Here is a 12,914-nt window from a genome sequence, read left to right on the forward strand (position 1 = left end):
GATGCAGTCTACTTTTTCAGAACCACGTCAATCTGCTTCTGCGCCGCCGCCAGCGCCGCTTTCGGATCGCTCTTATGGGTCAGCGACGACTGAATGGCGGTGTAGATGGCCTTCGAGATTTTCGGCCATTCCGGATGCGGACCGCGATTGCGCGCATATTTCATGCTTTCCTCGAAGACCGCGTAGATGGCCGGAATCTTGGGATTGTTGGACTGAATCCTCGCGGCAGGCAGAAAGCCGAACCGGTTCCAGACATCCGGCATCTTGCCGTAGAGAAACTCCAGCAGGATGAAGGCTTCCTTCGGGTGCTTGCTGTTAGCGAGAATGACATTGTCACCCTCGCCCAGGGCCGAAGCTCGGGTGGCGCCCTCATGCGGAACCGGCAGCAGTGCGGCGCGGAAATCGAACTTCGCTTCCTTGCTCATGCGCGGCAGCTCCCATGGCCCGGAGATCGCCATGGCCGCATTGCCGGCATTGAAGGTGCCGGTCGAGTCATATTGCCCGCGGATGAGCGTATCGGGCGAAGCCAGCTTTTCGTCCAGCAGCTTGCTCCAGAACTGCAGGACTTTGACGCCGCCATCCGTATCCACCTTGTTGTAGTCGCCGCCCGCCATCTGCAGCCACGGCAGAAACTGGAACGTCCCCTCCTCCGTTGCAACGGCGGAAAAGGCCATCCCGTAAATGTTCTTTGCCGGATCGTTCAGCGCCCTGGCCGCGGCATAAAGCTCATCCCAGGTCCGCGGCGGCTTGTCAGGGTCAAGCCCCTTCGCCTTGAACATGTCCGCGTTGTAGTAGAGCGCCAGCGTGTTGGCGCCGCGCGGAACGCCATAAATCTTGCTGTCCCACGTTACCGACGACAGCGGGCCCGGGAAAATATCATCCTTCTTGATCACCTTCGATTCCGCCAGCATCGGCGAGAGATCAAGAAGCAGGCCGCGCGAGGCGAAGAGCGCCACTTCGGGATTGTCGATATAGGTGACATCAGGCGATTCACCGGTCGCGGTGGCGCGGGCAAGGTCGTTGACCATGTCGCGGAACTGCACGGTTTTGACGTTCAGTTTGATGTCCGGGTGCGCCTGCTCGAACTCGTCTTTCAGAAGATAGATATACTGATCCGGCCGGTCGATGGTCCAGATATCAAGCGTCACCGGCTCGGCATGCGCTGCCGTGCCGGACAGCATCAATGCGGCAGCGGCAATCCAATGCGAAATGCTCTTCATAGGCTTCCTCCTCATGTTGCTTGACGCTGGCAGCGTGCTTCTTGGCGGCACCTATACCTTCGTCGCGTTTGCTCTCCATTGTCACCGGAACGCCCGTCCGGATGCGGGCCCGTTCGGGGAAATCAGGGGTTGGCGATAAAATCACCGCCACGGCTGTGTTTGAGGTAATTCAGCGAATGCACCTGCCCGGTCATTTCCAGATCGTTGCGATAGACCGGATCGTGCCAGCCCTCGATATCAATCGACCCAGACCAGCCGGCCAGGCGCAGTTCCGATATGACATCGGTCCAGTTGGTATCGCCGAATCCCGGCGAGCGCATGAACACGAACTTCTCCTTGCCGAAAATCCCGTGTTCACGAATGACCTCCCAGCGGATCGTGGCATCCTTGCCGTGAACGTGGAAAATCTTGGGCGCCCATTTGCGGATCTGCGGCAGGGGATCGATGAGATAGACCATCTGGTGACAGGGCTCCCACTCAAGCCCGAGATTATCGGCCGGCACTTCGTTGAAAATCATCTCCCATGCATCCGGCGTATGGGCAATGTTCCAGTCGCCGGTTGCCCAGTTGCCATCCATGGCACAGTTCTCAAAGGCAAGTCGCACACCCTTGTCGGCCGCCCGGCGCGCGAGTTCGCCCCAGACTTTCTTGAACTGGGGCAGACTGTCTTCAATCCGCTTGCCGCGCACCCGGCCGGTGAACCCGGCAATGGTGGTGGCGCCGAAGAGATGGGCATTGTCGATCAATGCTTCCCAGCCTTTCAGCGTCTCACGATCAATATCGGTATCCTCCAGCGGATTGCCGAACATGCCGAGGGTCGAGATTGTCACATCGGCGTCGCCGATGGCATCCTTCAACTGCCCTGCGAGCGCCGGCAGGTCCTTGTTCATCACCTGCCAGAAGAACGGCTCGATGCTCTCGAAGCCATGCGGCAGGATGGTTTTGACATAGGCGGCAGGATCAGGCGCATTGCCTCTGATCATGGTGCCGATGCGGATCGATTGTGCCGGATTGCTCATGCCAAATTCCTTCAGATCGTGATTTCAATGCGCCGTCCGCTTTCGGCGCTTTGAATCGCACCGAACACCATGGCGAGGCTTTTGATATTTTCGCTTCCGGCCGTTTCCGGCGCGTCACCGCCCCGGCTTGCCGCGATGAAATCCTGCATCACTCCGAGGTGACCGCCGATGCGGTGGGACGCATCAAGGGGAGGTATCTCGACGGCGGTCACCCCGGAGAACAGGCCGTCCTTGCCGGAGGTGACGGCTTCGGCCCGTATGTCATCATGCCCGTCCCAGACGATCGTTCCCCTGCTGCCAACGATCCGCCAGCTGCTTTCCCAGCTGGTCCGCAGGCCGTCGGCGCACCAGCTGCCGCGATAGGTGAAGACTGCGCCATTGGTGAATTCGAAGATGGCGGCGGCTGAAGAACCCTGACTGTACCAGGAATTGCCCGGCTCCCACTCCCGCGCATAGACCGCGCTGGCGGCGTCCCCGGCAAGAAAGCGCGCCGCATCGAACGTGTGGATTGCCATGTCCAGGAACAGCACATGGCGCATTTCCTCGCGAAAACCACCGAAATGCGGCCCGAGAAAGAAATCACAATGCAGGCTGGTCACCTCGCCAATGACTCCGGAGGCAACAAGCTGACGGATGCGGCGGATCTGGGCGAGATAGCGCCTGTTCTGCACGACCGCATGGATACGCCCGGCCTTTCCTGCACGCCCGACAAGATCGCGCGCCTCGTCCATGGTTTCAGCCATCGGCTTTTCCGACAGCACGTGGCAGCCGGCATCAAGCCCGGCGGCCACGGTCGCATGGCGGGCGCCTGGAACGACGACATCGAACAAAAGGTCAGGATTGGTCTTTGCCAGAACAGCGGAAAGATTGTCGGAGGCGATGGCCGCGGTAAGACCAAATTCTGCGATGCGCGCCTGCGCGCGCTCCTTCGCCAGATCGACAACACCGACAATTTCGATGTCACCCATGGTCCTTGCTGCCTCAAACCATGCTTTGCTCATGGCTCCGCAGCCGACTAAAACGGCACGCTGCATTGTCTCTCCTCCCAACGAAATTCACCAGAAACCGGTTAAATCGGTTGCAAATGCCTTCCGTAAACGTTTACGATTTCATATCGGCGAATTATTTTTGTCAATCCCCCTTTCGGTGTTTTAAGAATGAAAGGGCATCAGCGCCGAGTCGCACAGGGAGAAAAAGCGTGAGCATCCGGGACCTTGCCCGCCATCTCGACATTTCGATCGGAACAGTTTCCCGAGCCCTCAACGGGAAGGCTGACGTCAACCAGGAAACGCGCGAGCGTGTGCTTGAGGCGGCGAAGCAACTTGGCTATGTGCCAAACCAGTCCGGCCGCAGCCTCCGACAGGGTACCACCAACACGATCGGCTTCATGATTGAATCAACCATCGAGACGGTCGATACCGGCGGCAGCTTTTTCATGCCCGTGTTCGAAGGTGTCCAGTCGGTGTTCCGACGCCATCACCTCGACCTTGTTGCACTTCTGTGCGGGACCGACGAAGAGCCTGCCGCCTATCTCAACCGTGTGGTTGCGCGTCGCTTCGTCGACGGTCTGATCATATCGGCAACCACACGCCACGACCCCCGCATCGATTTCCTGCTGGAACGCAAGATTCCCTTCATCACGCTGGGCCGCAGCGAAACAGCGGGTGACTACCCCTGGATTGACCTGGATTTCGAAGGTGTCGCCACGGCGGCGGTCCGGCGGCTTGCCGGGCTGGGTCACAGCCGCATAGCCATTGCTGTACCGGCCAGTGACATCAATCTCGGCTACATCTTTCTCGATGCCTACAAACAGGCGCTCGCCGCCAGCGGCATCGCCTTTGATCCGGCCTATGTGTTCCGGTCCCATGCCAATGAGGAGGGCGGTTACCAGATTGCAAGCGCGGTCCTTGCACAGGCGCAGATGCCGACAGCCATCATCCTCGTCAATGAAAACATGGCCCTCGGATTATACCGGCGCTTCTACGAGTCCGACGTTCATCCCGGCCGCGACATTGCCGTCATCGGTTTCCGGGAAAGCACCCAGAGCCGGTTTCTGTCGCCCACGCTGACCTGTTTCAGGATTTCCCTGCGCGACCTTGGCATCAAGCTGGCGGAATCCCTGCTGTCAACCATGCCCGCTTATGAAGACCATTATCCGCAGGATAGGGTGCAGCTTGTCTGGCCGATGCAGCTGATCCCCGGCGAGAGCGACAGATCTTGATACACGACCTCGATGATTATCCCGCCGCAAAAGGAGGTGCGACGCACACTTTCGAGCGCGTCAGGAACCGCACTTCACGGCCATTATCCAGCGAAAACATGCCGCCGCGGCCCGGCACGACATCGATGATCAGCTCGGTATGTTTCCACACATCGTATTGGGAGGCGCTGATATAAACCGGCGCGCCGCCGATTTCGCCCAGACAGACATCCTGATCGCCGACGATGAAGTCCCCTTGGGCGTAGCACATCGGCGACGAGCCGTCGCAACAGCCGCCCGACTGGTGAAACATGATCGGCCCGTATTCCGCCTGCAGCGTCCCAATGAGATCGAGAGCCGCTGCCGTGGCACTGACCTGGTTTTGCATGATGCCTCCCCAATGGTGATGCTGGCGGCACCACGCAGGCGCCGCCAGCTTTGCAACGTCAGAGCGCTCAGAAGAACCCGAGCTTCTTCGGGCTGTAGCTCACCAGCATGTTCTTGGTCTGCTGATAGTGATCCAGCATCTTCAGGTGGTTTTCCCGGCCGATGCCCGACTGCTTGTATCCGCCGAATGCCGCATGCGCCGGATAGGCGTGGTAGCAGTTGGTCCAGACACGCCCTGCCTGAATGGCCCGGCCAAAGCGGTAGCAGGTGTTTGCATCCCGGCTCCATATGCCGGCACCAAGGCCATAGAGCGTATCATTGGCAATCGACAGCGCTTCGTCATTGTCCTTGAAGGTGGTGACCGAAACAACGGGGCCAAAGATTTCCTCCTGGAAAATGCGCATCCGGTTATGACCCTTGAACACCGTCGGCTTCACATAGAAACCGCCAGCGAGATCGCCGGCCAATGCGTTGCGCTCGCCGCCGGTCAGCACTTCCGCACCTTCCTGCTTGCCGATATCGATGTAGGACAGGATTTTTTCCAGCTGCTCGCTGGACGCCTGGGCACCGATCATCGTGGCGGGATCAAGCGGGTCACCCTGGACGATTGCCTCGACACGCTTCAGCGCGCGTTCCATGAACTTGTCATAGATGGATTCATGGATGAGGGCGCGGCTTGGGCAGGTGCAGACCTCGCCCTGATTGAGGGCAAACATGACGAAGCCTTCAATCGCCTTGTCGAAGAAATCATCATCCTCCGATGTCACATCCTTGAAGAAGATGTTGGGTGACTTGCCGCCCAGCTCCAACGTCACCGGAATGAGATTCTGGCTGGCATATTGCATGATCAGGCGACCGGTTGTCGTCTCGCCGGTAAAGGCAATCTTGGCAATGCGCGGACTGGATGCAAGCGGCTTGCCTGCCTCGAGGCCGAAGCCGTTGACGATGTTCAGAACGCCCGGCGGCAGGAGATCCCCGATCAATTCGGCCAGCACCAGAATGGAAGCCGGTGTCTGTTCCGCGGGTTTCAGCACCACGCAATTGCCAGCGGCCAGTGCCGGCGCGAGTTTCCAGATCGCCATCAGGAGCGGGAAATTCCACGGGATGATCTGGCCGACAACACCGAGCGGCTCGTGGAAGTGATAGGCGACGGTATCATGGTCGATCTCGGAAATGCCCCCCTCCTGCGCCCGGACGACACCGGCAAAATAGCGCAAGTGATCAATTGCCAGGGGCAGGTCTGCGGCGGTTGTTTCGCGGATCGGCTTGCCGTTGTCCCAGGTTTCAGCCTGCGCCAGCAGCGTCAGATTATCCTCCATGACCTGTGCGATCTTGTTGAGGATGACGCTGCGTTCGGCAACGCTGGTGCGGCCCCACGCGTCCTTGGCGGCATGGGCCGCGTCAAGTGCGGCCTCGACATCGCTGGCATCGGACCGGGCGATCTCGCACAGGACCTGGCCATTCACCGGCGAGGTATTGTCGAAATACCGCCCTGCCTTCGGCTCAACAAACTTGCCGCCAATGAAATTGCCGTAGCGTTTCTTGAAATTGGGTCGAACGGTACGGTTGAATTCTACCTTGTTCATGGTGTTCCTCCCTGTTGCAGGACCTGGCGTCGTGAAAACACCGGAAAGGCCATCTGCACACTGATTGATACCGCCTCCTGCGGCCTGGAGAGGATCGCGCGCAGAGGTGCAGGTGTCATCCCGCAGGAACCATGCGGGCGAGCGCATTGTCTCACTTTTGAGACAATTGCCGGTGGCAATCAGCCAGTACGCCGCAGCGTCAGTGAATACCGAGTTTCTTCAACTTGCGATGGAGAGTGGCGCGGCCCATACCCATCATCGTGGCGGCAAGCGAGATATTGCCATCGGCTTTGGCAAGCACGCGCTGGATGACGCTGCGCTCAGCCGCAGCAAATTCCTGCTCCACATCCATGCTTTGCCCCAGGAGGCTGGCCGCCGGCAGCGGCTTGCTCAAGGATTCATCGGTCAGACCCAGAACATGCCGGACAGTGCGGGACGCCCCGATGACAAGGTCGTCTTCGTCGACGGCAATCAGCGCGCTGGCACTGCGCTCATAGCTCACATCCGGCCCGAGCTTGGCGAGCATGATCCGCGCCTTTGGGAAGGCGAGGCGAAAATTTTCTGCTTCCACACGGCGCGCGGCATCAACGACAGCCATGGCGATCAGTTTGACGAAATCTTCCGTGAGGTCGTGACGCGCGGATGACACGTCAATGGCCGCCATCAGGCGCCCGCAATGATCGAATATGGGGGCAACCGTGCAGGACAAGGCCGTATTGCGGCTGCGGAAATGCTGATCCCGGTGAATTGTCAAAGCCCGCTGTTCGGCCAGGGCGGTCCCAATGCCGTTCGTGCCTTCGCGTTCCTCGCTCCACACGGCACCGGTCCACAGACCGATCTTGCAGAAGGTCGCATCGTCCGAAACGCTGCCGCGGCGGTCGACCGGCACCCCGTCCTTATCCGCCAGGAGCACGCAGCATCCGGCACCGCCAACGGCGGAATAGAGGCGATCCAGTGTGGCTTGGGCCGTGGTGATCAATGACCCCAGCCGTTCGCGGGCGTCCGTCAATTCGCGTTCGCTCAAAAAATCCGGCGGCGTCCCCTCCTCGGGATTCAATCCGTATAGGCGCATGGAGCGCCCCCAGGAGGCAACCAGCGCAGACTGTGCTGCAGCGCTTCCCAGAAGGGCGGACTGGATGTGTTCTGCATGCTGTCCATCGTAGCGCGAAGCCATCGGTCTCCTCCCAAAGTCCCGGCGTCCTCATGCTAGGGTAAGCTAGTTTGCTTTTCGGTCAAGGGTACGCCCTGGCGGATAAACCGGCACGCGGCGGCAATGGCCGCGTGCCGCGTTGATTTCGCCCTAGGACAGGTGGTGCACGGTCTGAAGCCCATAGACCGGCGTTGGGATGCCCTCCATGCGGGCTTTCAGTTGGAGTGACAGGTACTGCGAATAGTGGCGGGACTGGTGCAGATTTCCGCCATGGAACCACAGGGCCTGCTGCTGCGTCGGCTTCCACATATTGCGCTGTTCGCCTTCCCATGGGCCCGGGTCCTTCGTGGTATCCGAACCGAGCCCCCAGCATTTTCCGACCTTGTCGGCGACCTCGCGGGAGATCAGATCCGCCGCCCAGCCGTTCATCGAGCCGTAGCCCGTGGCGTAGACAATCAGATCCGCCGGAAGCTCCCGTCCGTCCTCCAGCACCACGCCGCCTTCGTTCAGCTCGCGGATATTCACGCCGCTGACCAGCTTGATCTTGCCGTCGGCGATGAGGTCGCAAGCGCCGACATCGATGTAATAGCCGGAGCCGCGGCGCAGATATTTCATGAACAGTCCGGAGTCGTCGTCACCGAAGTCCAGCATGAAGCCAACCTTTTCCAGCCGCTCGTAAAAGGCCGCATCCTTTTGGCGGATCTTGTCGTAAACCGGTTTCTGGAACTCATGCATGATGCGATAGGGCAACGAGGCAAAGATCAGATCGGCCTTGCGCGTGGTCATGCCGTTGGCGACGGCGCGTTCGGAATAAAGATCGCCCAGGCCGATGTCCATCAGGGAATCGGATTTGACGATGTGGGTCGAGGAACGCTGCAGCATGGTCACGTCAGCGCCCGCTTCCCACAGCGCTGCGCAGATATCGTGGGCGGAATTGTTGGACCCCACGACCACGACTTTCTTGCCCGCATAGGCTTCGGGGCCGGGGTGCTGGGACGAATGTTGCTGCTCGCCCTTGAATACGTCCATTCCCTTGAATTTCGGCCAGTTGGCTTTGCCGGACATGCCGGTTGCCAGGACAAGCTGTTTCGGGCGCAGCATGATTTCCTTGCCGTCGCGCTCGACGATGACGGTCCATTCACCCCGCGCGTCGTCATAATGTGCCGATTTGCAGACCGTGGAACTCCAGTAATTCAGCTCCATCACTTTCGTGTACATCTCGAGCCAGTCGCCAATCTTGTCCTTGGGGGCAAAGACCGGCCAGTTATCGGGGAACGGGATGTAGGGCAGATGGTCGTACCAGACCGGATCGTGCAGGCACAAAGACTTGTAGCGTTTGCGCCAGCTGTCCCCCGGACGCTCGTTCTTTTCGATGATGATGGTTGGCACGCCAAGCTGCCGCAAACGGGCCCCGAGGGCGATGCCGCCCTGCCCGCCGCCAACGATGACGCAATAGGGCTGGACGGAATAGCCAAGCTCAGCCGCTTCCGCCTCACGCCTTTCCTTCCAGCTCTTCCGTCCGGGTTCGCTGCCGTGCTGTGCCCCCATGGGCCGTAGAAAACCCTTCGGTTCCTCATGTCCCTTCAATTCGGACATGGTCGTCAGCAGCGACCATATGCGGCCGTTCCTGAGGCGGATGTGCCCGTATCCGCGCGCCGTGCCGGTATCAAATTCGATCCAGCCCTGGGTGACACCGTCCTCTTCGGTGGCCACTTCCTTCATGTCCTGCCGCAGGTCATGCGGCTTGATGCGCGCCAGCTGTTCGGTCAGCATGGCGCGGATCTGGTCATGGCCTTCAAGGGTCTTCAGGTTCCACGTGAACGTGACAAGATCACGCCAGTAGCAATCCTCCTGAAACAGGTTGACTGCCGCTTCAATATCGCCGTTCGCGAAAGCCTTTTCGAGCTTCCCGAGTACTGTTTCAATCTTCTGGTGGGGGCTGTCGTCAAGCATGAAATCTCCTCCATTCTGCCTGCCAATCGTATGAACTCTGTAAGATCGGATGCGGGCTCCTCCAGCCCGCCTGACCTATGACGTCAAATCGATCAAAATCTTGAGATGTTTTCCCGCGGGATCGAGAAGGGTATCGAAACCCTCCGTTACCGCCTCATCCAAAGTGATCCGCTTGGTAACGACCTTATGCGCAGGCAAGAGGCCTGAACTGATCAGTCTGATGACCCGCGGCCAATAATGCGTCGGGTAGGCCCACGACCCGCGGATATCGATGTCCTTGAAAGTAACCTGGAACCAGTCGAGCGGATTTTCATGCGGATGAAGCCCCGTCTGCACCACCACCCCCTGCTTGCGGACGGCATCGGTGCAGGCTTTCAAAGCGTGCTCGTTGCCCACGCATTCAATGGCCACATCGCAACCGACGCCGCCTTCGGTCCTCGACCGGACGATGTCGCCGACCAGTTCGCGCTTCGGGTTGATGGTGATCAAATCCGGCAGGATGCTGACGGCCAGTTCCAGCCGCGTATCGTTGATATCGGAGAGGAACAATTGGGCGGCACCGGCCGCCCTTGCTGCAAGCAGTGTCAACACGCCAATCGGACCCGCGCCGGTCACAAGGACACTGCTTCCCGCCGTCACCCCGCCGCGATCACAGGCATAAACCGCCACGGCCGCCGGTTCGACCAGCGCCGCTTCCTCGTCGGTCATTTCGTCCGGGATGCGCTGCACATTGTATTCATTCAGCAGCGCATATTCCGCCATGCCGCCGGATTGCCAGCTCAGCCCCGCCAGGGCCAAATCCGTACTCAGGTGGAAAAGACCCCGATCGGCAAAATAATCGCCGGACCGCGGCATGATCAAAGGCTGGACCGAAATCCGGTCACCCGGTTTAACCGACGTCACCCCCGCGCCGACTGCTTCAACAACACCACCAAATTCATGTCCCAAAATCTGCGGCCCCTTGGCCCCGGTGAAGGGATGCGGCTCTACCGGGATAAAGATAGGCCCGGACACATATTCGTGCAGATCCGTTCCGCAAATGCCGACAAACCGGTTGCGGATCAGCACCTGCCCGACCTGCAGGGCCGGCGAAGGCGCATCAATATCTTCAAGACGAAGGTCTTTCGCCGCATGAAAACGCAGTGCTTTCATTCATTCCTCCCGGCCCTGCTCGCGGCAGTGCCTGTCTGTTGGTCACCTCAAGCGTCCAGCCATGCGATCAACACACGCGGCTGGCCCCGCAAAACCAGTGCAAGGAACATGCCAGCGGCAGAAATTATCTTATCCACATGATTTCAAAAGACTTTTGTGGAGACGGCAAAACCGGCGCCAGCGTGACTGTTGCAATCTGCCACAGCTGTGGCGCAGCACCCTGCAACAGTTGCAACACCCGGGAAGCCTGCAATCAGTGCGCGGCTTTTTGGCGGATACGGCGCAGTTGCCTGTGAACGGTTGAACGGTCGACACCAAGCAGACGGGCCGCGGCAGAAATGTTTCCGTCCGTCGCCGCCAGTGCAGCGGTCAGCCGCGCATGTTCATCAAGCAGTTCGTGTCCGGTGCTGACCGGACAGTTCCCGGCGCGCCGCTGGATGTGCTCGGGAAGATCAGTGAGATCGACACAGCCGTTTTCACACAGGGCCGACGCAACATCCAGAACATTGAAAAGCTCGCGGATATTGCCCGGCCAATCGTGCTGCCGCAACGCCAATACGGCTTGCGTTGAAACAACGGGAGCCGATCCCGTATCCGCCGTGCATTTCTTCAGGATTTCCGCGAGCAGCCAGTCAAAATCGCTGCGGTCCCGCAACGCCGGCAGTGACAGGGTGGCAGCGTTCAGGCGATAGAACAGGTCCTGACGAAACGTGCCGTTACGCACGAGTTCGGCAAGGTCGCGGTGCGATGCGGAGAGGATGCGGACATTGACCGGTTTGGCGCGCGACGCCCCGAGAGGCAAAACCTCGCCTTCGGCCAGAACGCGCAAAAGCCGGCTCTGCAGCGCCACAGGCATGTCACCGATTTCATCGAGAAACAGCGTTCCGCCGTCGGCTTCCTCGACCAGCCCCTTGCGTCCTTTCGCCAGGGCTCCAGTAAAGGCACCTGGTGCATAGCCGAACAGTTCGCTCTCGATAAGCTGCTCCGGCATAGCTGCGCAATTGACGGCGATAAAGCGTCCGCTGGCACCGCTGCTGTCGTGGATGGCACGAGCCAGATATTCCTTGCCTGTTCCGGTTTCGCCCTGGATCAGAATCGGCAATGACTTGCCGGCAAGCTTTGCCGCCTTTGTCTGCAGCCCAGCCAGATGCGGATCGCCGCCGCTCAACCGGCGCAGCGAGGCGGGGATGCGCTCCTGAACAACCGGCACGCCGCGCGAGGGGTAGTGCGGCTCTATCGCATGGGCGAACAGAACATTGCCGTCACGCGCAAACACCAGCCGGTCTTCGGAGGGCCTTGTGCGGGTGAGATTGCCGAGATCATCCACGTCCATATCGAAGAAGCGCGAAATGGACTGCCCGATCAGGTTCGCCGGACGGCGCCAGTCGAGCCCCGAGGCCCGCGCCATGATCTTTGCGCCATCATGGGTCATGCCGATAATGCGTCCCGCGCCGTCGATCGAGATCGCCGCCTCCGGATCGACGTCGAGAAACTCGGGAGAACGCGAAAACCGCAGCACCCATTCATTGCGTGTCTGGGCCATGAGATTGGCAAGCTCGATCCGCCGCGCTGTTGCCGTCACCAGATGCAGTGCCAAGTTCTGGCTCGCCTTGATCTGCGGTGAACGCAGCAGCGAAATATCAAGCACGGCCGACAGCTGCCCCTGCGCATCATAGATGGGCGCGGCAGTGCAGGTCAGCGGTGTGTGGGTGTTGTCAAAATGATCGGTCTGGTGGATCGTTAAGGGCTCGCCCGTTTCCAGGCAGGAGCCAACGGCGCAGGTGCCCGCCCGCGCCTCCGACCATTCCGAGCCGAGATAAAGGCCCGCCTTGCGCAGATTGTTGTCAAAGAGCGGATCGCCGAGGAATTCGACGGCGATCCCGTCGCGATCGGACAACAGGAGCACGTAGTTCTGGCCGGCAACATGGCGAAACAGGTTTTCAAGCCCCGACCGCGCGATTGAAATCAGCTGCTCGGACTGCTGCCGGTGCTCGCGCAGCTGTGTTTCGGGAACGATATAAGCCTCGCATGCCTGTGCCGGGTCCAGCCTGTGCTGCTTGATGCAGCGCAACCAGGATTCGACCACGGTTTCATCGCGATCGGTCGAGCCTCCCAGACTTACCGTCTCGATTTCACGAATATGCTCCGAATGCAGCGACATGAGATTTTGCCATGCGCCTCCCAGCGCACCGCTCTCCCTTCTTCAGCCAGGCCAGTCTGCACGAGTTGCGCCAATTGTAAATGCGC

10 protein-coding genes are annotated in these 12,914 nt (G+C 59.8%); 1 reads left to right on the forward strand and 9 read right to left on the reverse strand.

Going from position 1 to position 12,914, the window contains the following annotated elements; genetic code table 11:
- Nucleotides 1-8: 8 nt before the first annotated feature.
- The 3 genes from C5750_RS17790 to C5750_RS17800 all read right to left on the reverse strand — a co-directional run bounded on the left by C5750_RS17790 (nt 9) and on the right by C5750_RS17800 (nt 3,273).
- Nucleotides 9-1,220, reverse strand: coding sequence for an ABC transporter substrate-binding protein (locus C5750_RS17790; protein ID WP_105735258.1), 1,212 nt, complete (start codon nt 1,218-1,220; stop codon nt 9-11).
- A 122-nt stretch (nt 1,221-1,342) separates the two neighbouring features.
- The gene (locus tag C5750_RS17795) at nt 1,343-2,239 is read right to left on the reverse strand and encodes a sugar phosphate isomerase/epimerase family protein (RefSeq protein WP_105735259.1); all 897 of its coding nucleotides are present in this window, start codon (nt 2,237-2,239) and stop codon (nt 1,343-1,345) included.
- Nucleotides 2,240-2,250: 11 nt separating this feature from the next.
- Nucleotides 2,251-3,273, reverse strand: coding sequence for a Gfo/Idh/MocA family protein (locus C5750_RS17800; protein ID WP_105735260.1), 1,023 nt, complete (start codon nt 3,271-3,273; stop codon nt 2,251-2,253).
- Nucleotides 3,274-3,437: 164 nt separating this feature from the next.
- Between C5750_RS17800 and C5750_RS17805 the strand changes: the two genes are divergently transcribed.
- Nucleotides 3,438-4,460, forward strand: coding sequence for a LacI family DNA-binding transcriptional regulator (locus tag C5750_RS17805; protein ID WP_245421152.1), 1,023 nt, complete (start codon nt 3,438-3,440; stop codon nt 4,458-4,460).
- A 16-nt stretch (nt 4,461-4,476) separates the two neighbouring features.
- Here C5750_RS17805 and C5750_RS17810 read toward each other — a convergent pair whose 3' ends face one another.
- The 6 genes from C5750_RS17810 to C5750_RS17835 all read right to left on the reverse strand — a co-directional run bounded on the left by C5750_RS17810 (nt 4,477) and on the right by C5750_RS17835 (nt 12,828).
- Nucleotides 4,477-4,827, reverse strand: a complete 351-nt coding sequence (locus tag C5750_RS17810) for a DUF779 domain-containing protein (protein WP_105735262.1) — start codon at nt 4,825-4,827, stop codon at nt 4,477-4,479.
- A gap of 67 nt (nt 4,828-4,894) precedes the next feature.
- On the reverse strand, nt 4,895-6,412 hold the full coding sequence (gene adh / locus C5750_RS17815; RefSeq protein WP_105735263.1) for an aldehyde dehydrogenase: 1,518 nt from the start codon (nt 6,410-6,412) through the stop codon (nt 4,895-4,897).
- 199 nt (nt 6,413-6,611) lie between these two features.
- Nucleotides 6,612-7,586 (reverse strand): GAF domain-containing protein, encoded by a 975-nt coding sequence (locus C5750_RS17820; RefSeq protein WP_105735264.1) that lies wholly within the window; start codon nt 7,584-7,586, stop codon nt 6,612-6,614.
- 126 nt (nt 7,587-7,712) lie between these two features.
- Nucleotides 7,713-9,515 carry an NAD(P)/FAD-dependent oxidoreductase gene (locus tag C5750_RS17825; protein ID WP_105735265.1) on the reverse strand — a complete coding sequence of 601 codons (1,803 nt, stop codon included), beginning with the start codon at nt 9,513-9,515 and terminating at the stop codon, nt 7,713-7,715.
- 75 nt (nt 9,516-9,590) lie between these two features.
- Nucleotides 9,591-10,667 carry a 2,3-butanediol dehydrogenase gene (locus tag C5750_RS17830; protein ID WP_105735266.1) on the reverse strand — a complete coding sequence of 359 codons (1,077 nt, stop codon included), beginning with the start codon at nt 10,665-10,667 and terminating at the stop codon, nt 9,591-9,593.
- 253 nt (nt 10,668-10,920) lie between these two features.
- Nucleotides 10,921-12,828: a sigma-54-dependent Fis family transcriptional regulator gene (locus C5750_RS17835; RefSeq protein WP_105735267.1), complete on the reverse strand. Its 1,908-nt coding sequence runs from the start codon at nt 12,826-12,828 to the stop codon at nt 10,921-10,923.
- Between the last annotated feature and the right edge of the window lie 86 nt (nt 12,829-12,914).

The organism is Phyllobacterium myrsinacearum, assembly GCF_002980555.1.
Lineage (GTDB): Bacteria > Pseudomonadota > Alphaproteobacteria > Rhizobiales > Rhizobiaceae > Phyllobacterium > Phyllobacterium myrsinacearum.